Raw genomic sequence first — 17,365 nt, forward strand, 5'->3', positions numbered from 1 at the left:
ACCAATAAATACTATGCGATGAATAAAATGCAATATTATCAACTCGCTGTCAAATGAATTGAACTAAAAACCAATTTAAATCAATAATACCATTTTATGTGACTAAATCAGGCCAGTTTATTTTTGATTTGTCTACACTGCCTTTACAGCTCATCGGCTCATTTCCTTTATAATTCCGACATCCCCAAAACTCACCATTTTTACTTGAACGCAAAACCATTTCTGCATTACATTTAGCGCAGGTTGGTATCAGGGTTTTGCATGCCTCATTTAGGCAAGATTTAAAGCCTGAGTGGCGTTTTCTTGTCATAGGGCTTTCACATTGGGTACAAGACTTTTCTTTATGATCACAACGAGGAAAGTGTGAGCAAGAAAAAAATGCACCATATTGTCCTGTGCGTTTTTTTAATATACCGGTTTCACAAACCAAACAATTTATGTCGTCTACAAATGACTGACTCACTGTCGCGTTAAATTCATTGCATTCAATGTTATGCTCATCAACAAGTTCTTTAACAAAGCTGCTGGCATCTGACATGTCTGCAATAATATAGGCTCTGTCTTTGGCTCGGGTTAGCGCGACATAAAATAATCGCCTTTCTTCTGCATATTTAAACGCTTCTTTTTTCGCAAGTAATGCATCAAGCAATGGCGGCGTTACTTTTTCAGAAGGAAAACCGTGTATCCCCTTTTTTAATCCCATAATAATTACATAATCAGCCTCTTTGCCTTTAGATGCATGAAAAGATTGAGATTCAATCGTTAGTAGCGGGTATCGGTTGTTTAATCGATTAATGTCAGTTTGGTTGGGTAATAGAAACCAAAATCGAGCTAATAAATAAACGTTAACGGGTTTGCATGTTTTAGAGGAAATAGCCGTTAAAATATCGTCAATAGCACCATTTGCCATTTCATCAACAATACCTGTTTTGTGCGAGTTGGTTTGACTGCTATCTCTTTTGAGTAACGAAACCGCAGGCGCTTTAACTTGCTTTAAAGACTTAATCACTTTAGGAATTTGTACCGGATTTTTACTGATAAAATCTCTGGCTACTTTACCTATTTGGTTATTAAACCGAAACGTTTGATCTAACACTGACTGAGTTGTTGCCCCAAAATATTGTGCAAATTGCGTGGTTAACGATAAATCAGCGCCACTAAATCGATAAATGGCCTGCCAATCATCCCCTACCGCAAAAACAGAACATTCTTTGTTATTGTCACGCAACGCTTTTACTAAGCGTGCTCTAGGCTCTGATATATCTTGAAACTCATCTACCATGATGTAACGCCAAGGCGATTGAAACTTTCCTGCCTGAACATACTTTATCGCTTTGTTTACCATGTCTTCAAAGTCAATGTCATTATGGGATTTTAGGTGGTTTTCATAAGCGGTTAAAATGGGTTTGAGCAGCTTTAACGCTTGTTCTGTTTGTTTTGGATCTGTGGCGTTAGCGATAACTTTATTTTCTAAGCTATTACCTAAGTGACTGTCTAGACAAGCCGCTTTGTAGAGTCCTACAAGCTGAGTAAAGATTTTAGCAAGCGCTGATATTCTGCCACTTTCATGTAGTGTTATGAGCATTTGTTCTTCAGTTAACGGTTTAAATTGAATTTTCAGCTCATTTAGGGAGTTTTCTAAGTAGCTAAGTAACTTACCCTGCTTGTGATGGGCATAGGTAAATTCAAGACAATGAGTGCCATATTCACGATGGGTGTTTTGTTTCCATTGAATACTTTCATGGTATTTATCTTTGTTTATATAGGGAGCAGTCTCTCCGTTTTCGTCTACCCCATAATATTCAATATATATGTTTAGCTCAGGAAGAAAGAAGTCTGGCTGATATTGTTTGCGCTCAACTGTAGCAACATTATGGGTATATTTTGCTTCATAGTGATATTTTATCCCGTTAGAAAACAACCAGTTTGCAATATAAAGTTCACCAAAACTTTTAACCTTTTCATCTTTCAAGGTGCGAATATCATTGTCATTATAATATTGGTGGCGTTCACCTAAACTTTTGAAGTGAAAGTCATTTTTCTCAACGTAATAATATCTACTAAAATAGACAAGAATAAGCGCGCGATACTGGGCATTTTCACAAATCAACGTTTCAAAGCAGGCTTGTATCCATTTTGATTTTGCTTTTTCGTCTTCAGCAAATAACGATAGGCTTGGTTTTTCCCCTTCAACTTGCGCGATAATATTAAGCCCTAAACTATGAAAGGTTGTTGCTTTTACTTTATCAGTTTGCAGCTTATCTTTTATCCGTTCATCCATTTCATTCGCAGCTTTACGACCGTAGGCTAACAATAATATGTCACTATGATTCGCCTTCAAGCTATTGATTAAATAACCTGTTCTGCCCACCATTACACTTGTTTTTCCTGTCCCTGCGCCAGCGAGTAACAAGTTGTTATCATTGTCAATAATACAGGCTCTGCGCTGTTTTAGGGTTAAAGGATTCGATTCAACCTTTTCAAAAAACGCTTGATGTTCATGAAGCTGTTTATTTATATAGTGTTCACGACAATCATCTATTTCCTGCTCTTGCCAATTTTGGTAATAAGATAATCGCTGAAGTTTCTCAAAGAAAATAGCCAGTGCTTTTTTTGACTTAACTGATTGACTTGATTTAACTGATTTAAGCCAAGGAAGCCAACGTTTATACTCCTGATTAACCGCTAATCGAATACGTTCAACATTTGAATGTCGTAAGTATCGATTAGTCGTGATCTTTTTTATTTTTATTAATAAGGTATCAACACGGTTAATATTGGCCGATGCCCAAAATTGTTCGCAATTACTCTTTTGCATACGTTTACTGTTATACGTAAGCATTGTAAAAACATAATTTTTATTTTTTGTTTTAAATGAAAGGATTTGTCCAAAAAAGCTTATTTGAAATAATGGTGGCGCTAGCAGATCTTCCCATGGAATATGATTAAAATCATTTTCAACTTCAATATCTAACCCACTATCACTTAATTTTATTATTGTTGGGGTACCAATAAAACGCCCCAAAAAACTCGAAGAAATACAATTCATTTACAGCAAAATCCAAATAGGGAAAAGAGAAAAATCAGGAGAGTGAATATTCTACCATTAGTACGATGTCCAGGTAAAAAATGAAGTGATAAAAACGATAGAAAACAATATCAAAGAATAAATAAAAATATTGAGAGTATATCTGAACTTAACTATTAATTTTTTCTTACGGATTTACTCACAAAATACATGTAATATATTTTTCAGCGTATTTCATTTACAAAACAATTAAATTTAAACAAGTGGATAAACAATGAAAAACTTCAATCTTACTCATGGTCTTAATTGGTTAATGGCCATTTTTACACTATTAGCATCTGTTGCCGTATTACAAACCTTTATTATTGGACGACACTTTATTATTCCTACTATATTATTGGTTATCACTATATTTATTGGCAACTTGGCTTGGTATGGTTTTAAGCAGGTTAAATGGGCGCAATATATCACTTTTTGGTGTGGATTTATTTTAACTAGCCATTGTTTTTTCGCTTTGTTTTGGGCAAAAAAATACAGAGAAATATTAGGTAGTGCATTCGAACCAGTAGCCGTTATTACTACCTTGTTATTATTTATATTAACGTGGTTTTATGCTCGTAAAAATCAATTATTTAATTGAGCATAAAACACAAATCATGATTGTAACTAGGCAGGCTAATAATTATTCGTTACAAGCTATTAAACGGCTTAAATATCGTAGTATTTGTTAGTCTTTCGTTACTTTACAACAGTCTATGCGTTAAACCATACTTCAAATTAAATACGTAATACGACCTGAAGCATTTTGAAATATTCGCTATTTTCATGTATCAATGCCTCTTTCAAATGCTTTATTAGTTTAGTTCAGGAGTATCAGAGGTGCCCACCGTTTTACTTCGTCTTTCCATTAAAACCACATCGCGCCAAACACCATGCATTTTACCAAGTTTTTCACGCAGTCCTACTTGACGAAAACCAGTATTTTTATGCAGCTTAATACTCCCTTTATTTTCTGGAAAAATAGCCGATTGCAACATCCAAATATTATTGGCTTCTGACGCTACAATTAATGCAGACAGTAGCTTCTGGCCAACACCTTTACCTTGGGCGTTCATGGCAACATAAACACTAACTTCAGCCACACCGGCATAAACTTCTCGATTTGATATGGGTGAAAGCGCAGCCCACCCTAGAATTGTATTATTTTCTACTGCAACAATACGCGAGTGACTGTGCATGGAGTTATTCCATTCGTCCCACGTTTTCGCTTTCAGCTGAAATGTTGCATTGCCAGTATCAATACCTTGCTGATATATGTCTTTTACAAAAGGGTAATCGCTTTGTTCAAATTTTCGAATAAACACTTACTATGTCTCCATCAACTATTTTTTACCTAACGCTAATCTATAACGCAGTTATAAAAACAACCCGTCAATTACACGCCTGCTATTTTGCCATCGACTATTCGTACAATGTCATCACAGTTTGCGGCAACGCTGTTGTCATGAGTAGAAATTAAAAACGTGGTGTTATCTGTTTGGTTTATATCACGAAGTAAATTCATTACTTGCTTTGCTGAGTCTTGATCTAAATTGCCCGTGGGTTCATCGGCAAAAACAAGTTTGGGGTTATTTATCAGCGATCGGGCAATAGCAACACGTTGTTTTTGTCCTCCCGATAATTGACTTGCCAAAAAATGACTACGGTGGCTTAGGCCAACTTTATCAAGTAATAATAAAGCACGTTTTTTAACCTCACTGGTTAACCGCCCTGTTGGCGCTGCTGCAGGAAAAGCGACATTTTCTAACGCGGTAAAATCAGGTAATAAGTTGTGATATTGGAAAACAAAGCCAAGATGTTGATTACGATAAGTAGACAACTGCGCATCAGATAAATTGATTAATGAATGATCTAACAGCCTTAGCTCGCCTGATGTTGGCCGCATTAACAAACCAAGAATATTAAGTAATGTTGACTTACCTGAGCCTGAAGCACCCTGCAATGCCATCATTTTTCCGTGCGGGATAGATAAATTAATGCCCTTAAGCACACAAGTTTCGTGCTCACCATTACGGAAAGTTTTTATAATATTGTTTGCGAACAGCAGTGTGTTTGTCATTGTTGAATAGCCTCAACAGGATCTACCGAAGACGCCGATCTTGCAGGTAATACAGCCGCCAAAGCAGAGCCAACAATGGTCAATATTATAACTAACATATAACTGCCCTCACTTGGCGCTATTGGTAACATTGCACTGCCATCAGCCTTGGTAATAGAGGCTAATTGAACGCATAATTGATAACCTGCCGCTGCGCCTAAAAAAGCACCTAACGCGCCAATAAAAACACCTTGTAAAATAAAGACAGTAGCAACAAATTGTCGAGATATTCCTGTTGCCCGCATAATGCCTATTTCAGCACGGCGACGATAAGTCGATAATAAAAGCGCGCTAGCAATAGAAATAACAATGGCTAACAGTGCAAAGCCTTGTATAAAATTACCTGTGCGCCCTTGTGCATCGGTAGCGTCTTGCAAGCTTTTGTTTTTTTCTTGCCAAGGGGTCGATTTTAACTGAGTCGAATTTTGTAATACCATGGCAATCGCTGGTGCGTCAGCGGGATTATCCACTTTTAGTCCTAATGACGTTATGCCATCTGGCAACTCGAATAATGGCCTTGCGACATTAATTGATAAGAAACCAACTCGTTTGTCTAAACTGGCTAAATTCACTCTAAAAATTCCTGTGATCGGCAACAAACGTTCTGGGCCTCGTTCCGACTTCAACAATACTGGGGTACCAACAAGTAGCCCTAATTCATCAGCTAAATCAGCACCAATAATTAAACCGCCCGTAGTTAACTCAGCAGTCCCTTTTATGATGTAACGGCTAATGTTAGTAATAGCATCAACCTTGCTCGGCTCAACGCCTTGAATAGCGATTGGTTGAGTTGCTTCACCGCGAACTAAGAACGCATTGCCATCAACAATTGGGCTGATCACACTCACGCCCGGCGTTGATTGTGCAATATCGATAACTTGCTGCCAGTTTCGTATTTGTTTTCGTTGTAAGGTAGAGACAGGTTGAGCCACAAAGCGATTGTCGTTGGTTAATACTCTCGCTATTTTGTTTGCAGGCTCTAATTCTATGTGGGCAATTTTACTGGTAGTTTCTTGTGTTAAAAAGATACTTAGGCCGTTAATTAACGCGGTGATAAATACAAACACCACAACGCTAAGCGATACACCAAGCACTAATAACAGTGTTTGTAGGCTGTTGGCAGTGATATAACGCCACGCGACTATCAGTGAAAATGGCATTAGTGATTATCTTTGCTAAGGTTCATTTCAGCGGTATTAATATCGGGTGTAGCAGTATTAGACGCATGAGCATCAGGAAGATTAGTTTTACGAGGATTAACACGCTTATTTTCAGCTAACGCTTGAGCGGCAATAGTGGCATCAAGCACAACGAACGCTTTAGAATTCAGCCCTGTTTTTAATACCACTGAGCTTCCTGGCCAGTCAATAAAAGTGACAACTGTAGGTTTTATCTTCTGCTCAACAACAGTGTAAACAAGCCAAGTTTCTCCCTCTTTTTTCAGTGCACTTCTTGGCACACTTAACGCTTTATCAAAAGATTTTACTAAAATATTTACATCAATTGAACGCCCAGGTACAAAGTCAACATTCGCTTTGTCTAACATTATGCGGGTAAGTCTTGAGCCATTTAACGAATTTACCCTTGGCGATATTTCAGAAATAAAACCATGCTCAATTTGTTGTTTACCTGTAGGGGCAAGTAATGCTTTCATTTGTAATGAGAGCTCTGAAGCATAAACTTCATCAATTTCAGCTTCAATTTCAACAGGACCAAGCGACCCTATTTGAAAAAGCGTATCACTAAGGCTAACAACTTGCCCTTGATCTATTGGGCGGGACAGCACAATACCGTCAAGCGGACTTTTTATCAGGTAATCGTTAACACGAATAAAAGCTTGATTACGCGCTTCTTTTGCGCCAATTAATTTTGATTTAGCGGTGGCAAGGTTAGTGCGAGATTGATCAAGTAATAAATTAGCAACTAAGCCTTTTTTTGATAATTCAGCAATACGGTCAAAGTCTTGTTGGGCAAATTCCAATTGTGCTTCAAGCATATGCAAATTAGCTTCTGCTTCAGCAAGTACCGCTTGTTGAGAGGCAGAGCGCAATTCCGCAATAATTTCTCCATTTTTTACTTTATCGCCTTCATCTGCTAGCAAGCGGATAATTTTACCAGGAAATTCAACTCTAACATTCACGACATCTTTAGTACGAACACGTCCCACTACGGCTAATACTAATTCTGCTTTACCAGCATTCACCTGTAAAACGTCAACATTTAATGGCGCGCTACTTTGTTTATATACATAATTAGCAATAAACACGATAACGAGTAAAAAACACATGATCAAAAATGGTTTTTGATATTTACTCATAGCTAAAAGCAACTTCCACTTATTTGAATTGATTATAATTATAATAAGTTAAAGCAATATTCTCAAACTTACTATCTAAATAGTAAATGTCTAAGTTGAAATACGACTAAATAAGATAACCAACAAATTAAGTTCGCTATCAACACCCGGTTTAACTCACTCTGTCACAGCTTTTTTAATTAAAAATCAATAAAAACAGCTCCTCTTACATAAAGCCTAGTTAATAATTTTACAACTCTATTCAAACCTATAATTATTGGTTATTACCTCTTATTACTTGGGCTAAAAAGTAGAATCGCCCTAAACTAGTGCTAACATTTGCTACTTATTGGTACAAAATAAAAATAAGGGCAAGTTACTTAAATCTTTACTATTGAAACGCAAGTTCCATATTACATGGCCTTGCAAGGAGTTATTAGCTACAAATTTTGCAATCAGTATTACCATAAATTGGTAGGCATGATATTTGCTGACACTATGTTCAACTTTTTAATGATTAGGTGGGTAAGTTACGTATGTCGTGTTTAAAATATGCCAAAAAGGCATTGTTTGTGTTGTTGTCCCTAAGTGTCTTTGGTAATCAAATTGCTAATGCTGCTTCTACAGAAATTATTCCTATTAAAACAGTGGTTGTCACTATGTTTGAAGATGGTGAAGCAATGGGCGATGATCCTGGTGAATTACAACTATGGTTAGAGCGAGGAAATTTCTCTACTAAATTAGATTTTCCTTTAGGTATGTATGATTTATACCTTAATAAAGACGGCGTATTAGTTATTTGTGTTGGTGGTGGTATTCCTAATGCAACAGCTTCAATTATGGCGCTTGGTCTTGATACTCGCTTTGATCTTAGTAAATCGTATTGGTTAATTACGGGTATCGCTGGTGGCGATCCGCAAGATATATCTTTAGCGAGTGCGGCTTGGGCTAAACATATTGTTGATGGTGATCTTATTTATCAAGTCGATGCTCGAGAAATACCAGCGTCATGGCCTTATGGTATTATCCCACTTGGTGCAAAAGCGCCAGCTGAAAAACCAGAAGATATCTCAACAGGCTGGTCTTTAGACACCGTTTCTTTCGCGTTAAATAGTGAATTAGCTGATTGGGCTTATGCACAAACAAAAGATGTAAAAATTGATGATTCAGCAGCCATTAAAGAATTTAGAGCGTTATACAAAACTTACCCAAATGCACAAAAGCCTCCGTTTGTTACTATGGGTGATACCTTAAGTGCGAGTAAATACTGGCATGGTAAACATTTGAATCAATGGGCAAATGATTGGTTAAAACTCTACGGTGGTGAGTCTGCAAATTTCATGACTAGTAACATGGAAGATTCAGGTACATTAACGTCTTTAATGCGCCTTGCTCGTATTGATAAAGTTGATCCTAGTCGAGTTATGGTGCTAAGAACGGTAAGTAATTACACAATGGCGCCAGCAGATAAAGAAACAAGCTGGAGTATCACCGCTCCTTACCCTGATGATGGTTTTCCAGCACTCAATGCAGCGTATGTAGTTGGGAATAAAGTTGTTCAAGAAATAGTGGCGAATTGGGGTAAATATGAAAACGCCCTGCCTTATCAAACAAAATAGCAGTTAAGCTTTATCCTTCATTGTTAGTTGTTCATTTTAGCCGTTAATTGTAACGGCTATTATTTAACTAGCACTGTGCTGTAATGATGGTAATAAAAGGATAAATGAACAATAAAAAACTTTAATTCACTGGATCTAACATTACCTCAATCGTTGTTGGGATTAAGCCACAACTTTCACCTTCTGGAATATTTAGCTCAACAGTTTTTGTTATATAACCCTCTTTTGCTATTTTTAAAGAGGTTCCACCTGTTTCTGTTTCGAGAATCACAGGGAGGTTGTCCGAGCAATTTATTAGACCTACAATGTTAAACTCACCAACGCTGACATACTCATCATTCACAACTTGTTGGTCTTCACCATCTGAATTTTTAAAATCAACAATAACATCACAACTTATAGGCTCAGCCGTATCTTCATTAACAATATTAAGTTGTAAATTAGGGTAGTTATTATCAATATCATCACAGCTCGTATCGCTCAAATTAATGAGGTTAGCGATACTAAAGCTAGATTCTTCATCTGCAGATGACAAAGACCAGTCAATGTATACTTTTTGAGGATATCCTAATTCAGGATGATAACTAACTATTACACTGTCAGCGTCTTTGAGCCCTGACTCGATAAGAGAAAACGCTTCATTGATGGTTCTAAATGATTGCTTATTCTCCTCTGAAACCATCATATCACGATCAATTAATGATTCTTCCTCATACCAAATGCTTCTATTTGTATAATAAACCAAACTTTTATCTTCGTCTTTAACTTGTAGAATTACCGGAGGAGTAAAACAAAAGCAAGAAACACGTTGGTCAATTTGATAATGCTGAATATTTTGAGATTCCCATTTAGCTTTATTGTCAACTAACTCTTGCGTTAATAATGTGACATCTTTTTGTCCCAATTCATTAACGGTAACCACAATATCACTTTGGCTTGAAGCACCTTCTTCATCGGTTACCGTAAGCTGTATAATATAATCACCATCCATACTAGAGATAAACTGGGGTTTAGTAGTCTCTGCATAATATATATCAGCGTTACTGTTTTCTGGCGACGTAATAATTGACCAACTATATGTAAGCTCAGCGCTCTCTGAGTCAAAACTATCACTTCCGTCTAAGAACACTGTTGTAGATACATAAGTTTCAATGTCATCGCCAGCGATAGCGGTAGGTGGTGTATTAGCAGGAATTGAAGTATCTGGCGCTGTTGATGACGCTTTGTCAGCAGAGCCTCCACAGCCATATAAGAATATTATAACGAGTAATAAATTAAGCGTTTTAATGTTGGTCATTTTTTTGGGCACCTTCCGTTGGTTATCTATAAATTTTGATATTATTCGTAGGAAAAAAGATAAAAAATATTGAAAATCTTTATATATTTGAATTCCATTTCTAAAGAGATAATGAACTAGTCTATTTAAAACAACAAGTAGGATAGTAAAGAAATTGAAGTCACATATAAAAACGCTATTTAAACCAAACCTTGCCGCCTATCATTTTATAGGCTGGAGTCCCTCTTATTAACATTTCTCTCGCAAATACCGTTTCACATTTAGGGCAAGTGCAAGGCTCAGTTGTATAATCTTTAAATATACGTTCTTTAAAGCATTTCACCAACGCGCCTTTCCCGCCCTTTTTGTATTTAAATAGTAAGTACTGACATTTATTACAATAAATATTAACGGTTCGAGTTGGCGCTTTGCTATTAGGTTTTGACATAATTTAGCTATTTTTTAACCATTTGATTCAGCCGAGCTATTTAATTATTTGAGTAATTACGTGTAAGCTATTATATGAATTGCGGTTATGAATTTTCAAAGCCGCAGCTCCAACATACTTCAAATGATGGTGCATTTTGCTCGGAGCATTGTTGACAGATCCAATCATCAGTTTTAGCGTTACTTTGTGACAAGTTAGCTATTTGTGTTGCTTGTTCAAAGTCGGCATCATTTGTAACCCAAACTTCTGGCCAAGAATCAAAGGCTGAAATACCGCCTATTGCGCCTTGTGCAAATTCATTTTTTATAAAGACACTTATCCCTTGTGCTTCAATAAGGTTTTTTACATTACTAACAAGAAAGATACTTTCGTTGGAATAAACCATTTTCATAATTTAGTACTCAATAATATTTTGATGGATGATAAAGGTATTAGTAATGACTTAGTATACACACTATATTTTTAGCGTTATAAAGGTAAAATTATTAACACACTAAGACCACCTTGCTCTCGATTTTTAAAGACTAACTGTCCTTTATGCGCTTCAATAATTTCTCGACATAATGCTAACCCTAAACCTGTGCCTGAATGCTTGGTGGAATAAAAAGGCAATAAGGCATTTTGAATAACTTCAGCCGACATGCCACTGCCGTTGTCATTAATGCTAATTTCAATAACATCGCTAGTCTCTTTAAAAGAGCAGGTAATACTGCCTGTTTCATCAGCTTCATGTGCATTTTTAAGAATGTTTATTAATACTTGTTCGAACTGTGCTATATCAACATGAATGCTTGAAGTGGGCAATGGCGTAGTAAGTGAGAACGGATAAAGTATTTGTAACTGTTCAATGAGTGCCGACCAATTGATGGGTTGCTTATTTGGGAGTTTAACTTTTGTCAGTGTCGCATAACCTTTAATGAAGTCATTAAGATGATTAATTCTACCGCTAATCGTATTAAAAACGCGGTTTAACCTTGGCTCTTCTAAGTTTTTAGCCAACAATTCACCGCTATGACACATAGAGCTGATGGGTGCGATAGAATTGTTTAGTTCATGACTAATCACGCTAATCACTTTCTTCCAAGTAGCGACTTCTTGCTTTGAGAGTTCTTGGGTAATGGTTTTTAATAGAAATAACTGATGTTTAGCTTGGTGAATAACCACACTTGAATGAGTTACATGCCAAGCTTGTTGCGCACCTTGATTATCAGTTAAAGTAAAAATGGACTCACCTTGATGACTTAACGCATGTTGAAACTCTGGTGCTAACGATTTAAGTAATTTACTCCACCTAAGCCCAACAATAGAGCCACTTAATTCAAAAGCTTGTTGTGCACTGTTATTGGTAAAGGTGATGGTATCGCGATGATCAACTAAAATAGTTACCATGGGCGAAGCATTCAACACCTTATCTAACATCATTTCACGTTGATAAAGCCGTTGACGCTCTTCACGTAATTTATTACTGGTTTGGTTAAAAGCATTAATAAGCGCATTATAACTTGCTTCTTTTTGCTGATTTAAACTAACCGAAAAATCGTTATCTCGTAGGCTTTGTAGACCATGTTCTAAACTTTGTAAAACTGTTTGATGACGTTTATATTGCTTTGTTAATAATAAAAATGTTATCAATAATGAAAACATTAACAACACACTAATATAAATAGGGTAGTCTACGGCAAAATAATACACCATTACCATTAATGTACTGTGTAATATTCCTAAAAGAATAATCAATCGCATTTATTGCTCTTCTTGGCTAAGTTGATATTTTTCAATACGTCGATATAACGCTTGTCGGCTTAATCCCAATTCATTAGCCGCTCTTGAAATTATCCATTCATGTTTGTTTAACACGGCTTTCAAATTATCTTTATCACTACTCGCTTTTTGCGCTGCACTTTCTACTTTATTTAATGCTAAAGAGCTCTCTACATTACTTGAATTTACTCCAAGCATAAAATGCTCAGGTAATAAAATTTCATCGGCACATAACACCATTGCACGTTGACAATGGTTTTCTAATTCTCGCACATTACCCGGCCACGGCTGTTGTTTTAGAAGCGATGCCGCTTGCTCGCTTAATTGATGACTACCTGAAATAAAATGACGTGCTAAAGGGATAATGTCATCTTGTCGCTGGGCAAGTGGCGGTAAATTAAGTTCAACAACGTTAAGACGATAATATAAATCTTCACGAAAGGTATTCTCTTCTATTGCTTGCGGTAAATGACTATTGGTAGCACTAATAACACGCACGTCTACAGTAATTGTTTCGCTCGAGCCAACCCGTTCAAATTGCCCTGTTTGTAATACCCGTAGTAGTTTCATTTGCCCTGCTAACGACAAGTTACCAATTTCATCTAAAAATAATGTCCCGCCATTTGCTGCTTCAAAACGCCCTTTTCGCATTGCTGTTGCACCTGTGTAGGCACCTTTTTCGGCACCAAATAATTCCGCTTCCATTAATTCACTCGCCAGCGCCCCCATATTAACTTTAATAAAAGGATTAGCATTACGCGGGGAGTTTTGATGAATATAGTCAGCAATACGCTCTTTACCGCTGCCATTTGCGCCTGTGATTAAGACACTAATATCACTGTTAGCGACTTTATCGGCCATAGCAACAAGCTGTTTCATCGGTTGGCTTTCGACAATAAAGTTTGACGATGACTTAATCTGGCTGGCGTTATTTGTTCTCTGAGGTGATTTTTCGTTGCTATTATTAGCTGAATCAACAATGTTAGCTGAAACAACAATGTTTTCCGCGATAATATCGAGTAGTTTCATATCATCCCACGGCTTAGGCAAATAATCGGCTGCACCTGCTTTAACTAATTCAACCGCAATTTCAAGCTGACTCCAAGCGGTAATAATTATAATAGGTGTGGCTGGCGATATTTCTTTAAGTTGATAAAACAGAGAGCGCCCTTCTTCGCCCGATGTGGTTCCTTGACTAAAATTCATATCTTGAATAATTAAATCAATACATTGATTGTTAGCTGCAAATACAGCGTCTTTTATGGTACTTGCGATACTTACTTTATAGTTATGTAAGCTCAGTAATAAGTCTAATGCATCTAAAATATCAGGATTGTCGTCTACTACTAACACTCGCTTCATTCTATCAATCCTTGGCTATTCTTTATTTTTATTAATTGTTGATTATTCATTAGAGTTATTGACCATCACAGGTAGTGACGGTCAACCTTGTATTTAAAAATGGAAGTAAAAAATTTGTATTACAATTCTATTATCACTCTGTACTACAGCGTTTTAGTTGCAATAACAGGCGATATTTTTGTTGTTTTATATGCAGGCAACCAAGTCGCTAATGAACCAGAAACGAAGACAACAAATACTGCTAAAGCATACAACAATGCTGTTGGCTTTTCGATAGTGATCACTTGTGATAGCGCAATATTTAATCCTATCATAGTTGCTATGCCGACAATGCTAGCGCCCAAATTAAGTAACCAATTTTCACTAAACACATACAACATAATATCTTTTTTACGCGCACCAAGCGCACGACGAATACCAATAAACTTACGTTGTTGTGTTACATGAAAGTGGGCATGTGCAAAGCTACTAACAACCGTAACTACAATCATTAATAACGACAACATGCCAAACAAACTCGCTAGACCTGCATCTTGACTGTAAAAATTTTTCAATCGCTCTGCCATACTTTGCACGCGTATAATGTCACGTTCTGCTTGTACAGATAAAATAGTGTCACTGAGCTGTGCTTGCACTTGCGCTAATTTTCCTGGCTCAACACGTACCACATAATGTTGCTGATAGTCTGCTTGTGAATACATGAAGTTACCAAATAAACCAAAAGTCTTATCTATGCCTTTACGTGTAGGGCTAATAGTAAAATCTCGTGCTATACCCACTACTCGTCCATTATTAGTTAACTCACCTAAGGCTGGCCTATTCGGGAATATTGCTTTAGCTAATGATTGCGTAATAATAATATTTTGTTCTATTTTCCCTCTATCTTGCAAGGTATAGAAATCCTTCGTTATATCATCAGCATCAGTTAGTGTTCTCCCTTCAATAATTTCCACGCCTAAATTTTCTAATCCAATTTTACTACTATAAAACTGCGGTACATAACGTAATTCCACGGGTAAAACTGCATCTTCAGGGAAGTCAGCAGCTTGCATATTACCGTTCCAACCTCCTCGTTGAATTGGCAATTGGTTATAATGAGCAGCGCTAATAACACCGTCTATCGCTGATATTTTTGCAATATCTTGTTGGGTAATCGATTGATAATAATCAGTATCACGATAGGCACCAGAGGTTGGCATTAAGTCAACGGTAATAAGCTGTTCAACATCAAAGCCTAATGGCTTATTGAGTTTTTCAATCGTACTCGCCGTTAATATAACCGTATTAACCATTAAACCTATGGTTAAACTCAGTTGTAATATTAATAGTGTAGTGGCGAATTTACGAAGACGTAACGCCTTAAATAATGCTTTAATATTCATAATAATACCTTATTTCAACGTCGTTGATAAAGACGTTCTACAAGAACGAATTAACGGATATAACATGCTAATAAATGAAGTAACTAGCGCAATGCCAATCCCCATCAATATTAATGTTATGTCTATATCACTGGTTTGTTTTAGTGCTGGAAATAATGTCATTGATATTTGCAAAAACAACCAGCCAAATAACAGCGTTAAAACTGCACAACATGATCCAATCAACATGCTTTCAACAACACCTTGATAGAAAACATCTTTCATTCGAGCACCTACCGCACGTCTGAGTCCAGTTTCGAATCTTGCACTATGATAACGAGCAAGTAATAAACTACTGGCATTAAAAATACAAACAGCTAAAAAGAGTGAACTAGCTAAAGCGAAGGCCAACATCCGTTCATCAACTACCTTTTGGTGTGTCAGCCATTCATTAACGTCTAACAAACGGTTGTCATTAGCTCGCAAGTATTCACCTTGTGCTTTACGGTGTTGTGAATAGTTATCAAGATATTGTTGCATTAACTGCTTCTGCTCAAGCGTATCAAGTTGTACAAAAGCTTGTAAAAAGAATCCATTTTTTCCACGGTTATCAGACACTGAATGAATTCGGTCAGTTGACATGTTTCGCAAATCAATAGCCCATTCATTATCCATTGCCGTTTCTATGGGGGCATAGATATCATCAGTCGAATTAAACGCTTGATCAAATGCGGCATTATAAAAAACAGGTTTTAAATTCCATGGTTTCAGCACACCAACAATTTCAAAAGGTTTACCACCAATTTCAAGGGTTTTACCGACACTATTACCACCACCAAAAACTTGTTGATTAAAGGTGTCACCAATAACAATCTGCTTGGCATAGTCTTGCTGCCAAACACCGCCAAAGGCAAAAGGCGCATCAGTTAGCGGGAAAAAGCCTTGCGTAGTGGCTCGAACTATTGCCTGATGACGCGTTAGGCTTTTAGCATTAATATCTCGGGTGTAAACTTTTGATTGGTAATGCACCATAGTGTGAGTTGCTATGTCATTTTTCAAAATATGCATAGCATCGTTATATCGCATAACTTCAATTAATTCTGCATCAGGGTTGTCCAGTGACCAAATATTCAGTGACACATTAAAAATACGATCGCTTTTATAAGGAATTGGGTCTGATGACATCGATTTAATAATGGCGATGTTAGCTAAGAACACGCCAACGCCTACCGCTAAGGTTGAGATCATTAAAATAAAAAACAGTCGATTACGGATTAAGTTTCTAAAACTCAATTTGAGGTAATAATTAAACATTTCCATAAGAAGTCCTTAAACCTTAACAGCGATCGATGCGTTATCATGCGTTGGTGCATAGACACTATGATCGGTAATTTGGCCATCAATCACTTGTACATTTCGACCTACTGCACGCGCTTGGTCAGGATCATGCGTTACCATGATAATGGTGCTGCCTTCAGTATTTAATGTATGTAGTAATTCCATTACTTGGCGTGCCATTAGAGAATCTAGATTACCTGTTGGCTCATCGGCTAATAATATTTTGGGCTCTCCCGCTAACGCTCGAGCAATAGCCACACGTTGTTGTTGTCCACCTGATAGTTGACTTGGTAAATAGTTAGCGCGACTAGCTAAACCGACTTGCTCTAACGCGTTAGTAATGCGGCGCTTTCTCTCGGCAGCATTAAAACCACGATATCGTAATGGCATGTCAATATTGTCAAACAGGTTAAAGTCAGGGATTAAGTTATAGTTTTGAAAAATAAAGCCAATTTTTTCGTTACGTAAGCGCGATAATTCATCATCATTAAGTCCTTGAATATTTACACCGTCGAGTTCATAAGCACCTTGGTCAAAGCTATCTAATAGCCCCGCCACATTTAAAAATGTAGACTTACCTGATCCCGAAGGCCCTGTCACTGCGACAAACTCACCTGCATTAACTTGCAAGTTGAAATCACGCAATGCGTGGGTTTGAATAGTATCACTACGATAAATTCGACTAATGTTTTTCATGTTAAGCATAATTATCTTCCTA

The 17,365-nt window shown here is 36.9% G+C and carries 15 protein-coding genes; 2 read left to right on the forward strand and 13 right to left on the reverse strand.

Annotated elements, in window-relative coordinates:
* Window positions 1–94 precede the first annotated feature (94 nt).
* Entirely contained in the window at window positions 95–3,049 is a 2,955-nt protein-coding gene (locus tag Q4496_RS01000; protein WP_303609781.1) for a UvrD-helicase domain-containing protein, read from the reverse strand.
* 253 nt (window positions 3,050–3,302) lie between these two features.
* Here Q4496_RS01000 and Q4496_RS01005 point away from each other — a divergent pair, with 253 nt between their 5' ends.
* Window positions 3,303–3,668 carry a hypothetical protein gene (locus Q4496_RS01005; protein WP_215973825.1) on the forward strand — a complete coding sequence of 122 codons (366 nt, stop codon included), beginning with the start codon at window positions 3,303–3,305 and terminating at the stop codon, window positions 3,666–3,668.
* Window positions 3,669–3,882: 214 nt separating this feature from the next.
* Here the strand turns inward: Q4496_RS01005 and Q4496_RS01010 are convergent, their stop codons facing one another.
* The 4 genes from Q4496_RS01010 to Q4496_RS01025 form a co-directional block, all read right to left on the reverse strand.
* Window positions 3,883–4,392, reverse strand: coding sequence for a GNAT family N-acetyltransferase (locus Q4496_RS01010; protein ID WP_215973824.1), 510 nt, complete (start codon window positions 4,390–4,392; stop codon window positions 3,883–3,885).
* 71 nt (window positions 4,393–4,463) lie between these two features.
* Complete coding sequence (locus tag Q4496_RS01015) at window positions 4,464–5,147, reverse strand: ABC transporter ATP-binding protein (protein WP_303609782.1); 684 nt, start codon at window positions 5,145–5,147, stop codon at window positions 4,464–4,466.
* A complete protein-coding gene (locus tag Q4496_RS01020) occupies window positions 5,144–6,346 on the reverse strand; it encodes an ABC transporter permease (protein ID WP_303609783.1) in 1,203 nt (400 codons plus the stop codon). The genes Q4496_RS01015 and Q4496_RS01020 overlap by 4 nt, the downstream gene beginning before the upstream one ends.
* Window positions 6,346–7,503 (reverse strand): efflux RND transporter periplasmic adaptor subunit, encoded by a 1,158-nt coding sequence (locus Q4496_RS01025; protein WP_303609784.1) that lies wholly within the window; start codon window positions 7,501–7,503, stop codon window positions 6,346–6,348. The genes Q4496_RS01020 and Q4496_RS01025 overlap by 1 nt, the downstream gene beginning before the upstream one ends.
* 515 nt (window positions 7,504–8,018) lie before the next feature.
* On the opposite strand from Q4496_RS01025, the gene Q4496_RS01030 reads away from it, so the two are divergent.
* The gene (locus Q4496_RS01030; protein WP_303609785.1) at window positions 8,019–9,101 is read left to right on the forward strand and encodes a purine nucleoside permease; all 1,083 of its coding nucleotides are present in this window, start codon (window positions 8,019–8,021) and stop codon (window positions 9,099–9,101) included.
* Between the two features lie 121 nt (window positions 9,102–9,222).
* On the opposite strand, the gene Q4496_RS01035 is transcribed toward Q4496_RS01030, so the two are convergent.
* From Q4496_RS01035 to Q4496_RS01070, 8 genes are all read right to left on the reverse strand, one after another.
* Window positions 9,223–10,398, reverse strand: a complete 1,176-nt coding sequence (locus tag Q4496_RS01035) for a DUF6174 domain-containing protein (protein WP_303609786.1) — start codon at window positions 10,396–10,398, stop codon at window positions 9,223–9,225.
* A gap of 175 nt (window positions 10,399–10,573) precedes the next feature.
* The gene (locus Q4496_RS01040) at window positions 10,574–10,825 is read right to left on the reverse strand and encodes a hypothetical protein (protein ID WP_252727576.1); all 252 of its coding nucleotides are present in this window, start codon (window positions 10,823–10,825) and stop codon (window positions 10,574–10,576) included.
* Between the two features lie 85 nt (window positions 10,826–10,910).
* Window positions 10,911–11,216: a DUF2007 domain-containing protein gene (locus Q4496_RS01045; protein WP_303609787.1), complete on the reverse strand. Its 306-nt coding sequence runs from the start codon at window positions 11,214–11,216 to the stop codon at window positions 10,911–10,913.
* Between the two features lie 77 nt (window positions 11,217–11,293).
* Window positions 11,294–12,568, reverse strand: a complete 1,275-nt coding sequence (locus Q4496_RS01050; protein ID WP_303609788.1) for a PAS domain-containing sensor histidine kinase — start codon at window positions 12,566–12,568, stop codon at window positions 11,294–11,296.
* Entirely contained in the window at window positions 12,569–13,948 is a 1,380-nt protein-coding gene (locus Q4496_RS01055; protein WP_303609789.1) for a sigma-54 dependent transcriptional regulator, read from the reverse strand.
* A 143-nt stretch (window positions 13,949–14,091) separates the two neighbouring features.
* The gene (locus Q4496_RS01060) at window positions 14,092–15,330 is read right to left on the reverse strand and encodes an FtsX-like permease family protein (protein WP_215973815.1); all 1,239 of its coding nucleotides are present in this window, start codon (window positions 15,328–15,330) and stop codon (window positions 14,092–14,094) included.
* Window positions 15,331–15,339: 9 nt separating this feature from the next.
* Complete coding sequence (locus Q4496_RS01065) at window positions 15,340–16,629, reverse strand: ABC transporter permease (protein WP_215973814.1); 1,290 nt, start codon at window positions 16,627–16,629, stop codon at window positions 15,340–15,342.
* Between the two features lie 9 nt (window positions 16,630–16,638).
* Window positions 16,639–17,352 carry an ABC transporter ATP-binding protein gene (locus tag Q4496_RS01070; RefSeq protein WP_215973813.1) on the reverse strand — a complete coding sequence of 238 codons (714 nt, stop codon included), beginning with the start codon at window positions 17,350–17,352 and terminating at the stop codon, window positions 16,639–16,641.
* Window positions 17,353–17,365 lie beyond the last annotated feature (13 nt).

Source organism: Colwellia sp. 5_MG-2023, assembly GCF_030547795.1.
Taxonomy (GTDB): domain Bacteria; phylum Pseudomonadota; class Gammaproteobacteria; order Enterobacterales; family Alteromonadaceae; genus Colwellia.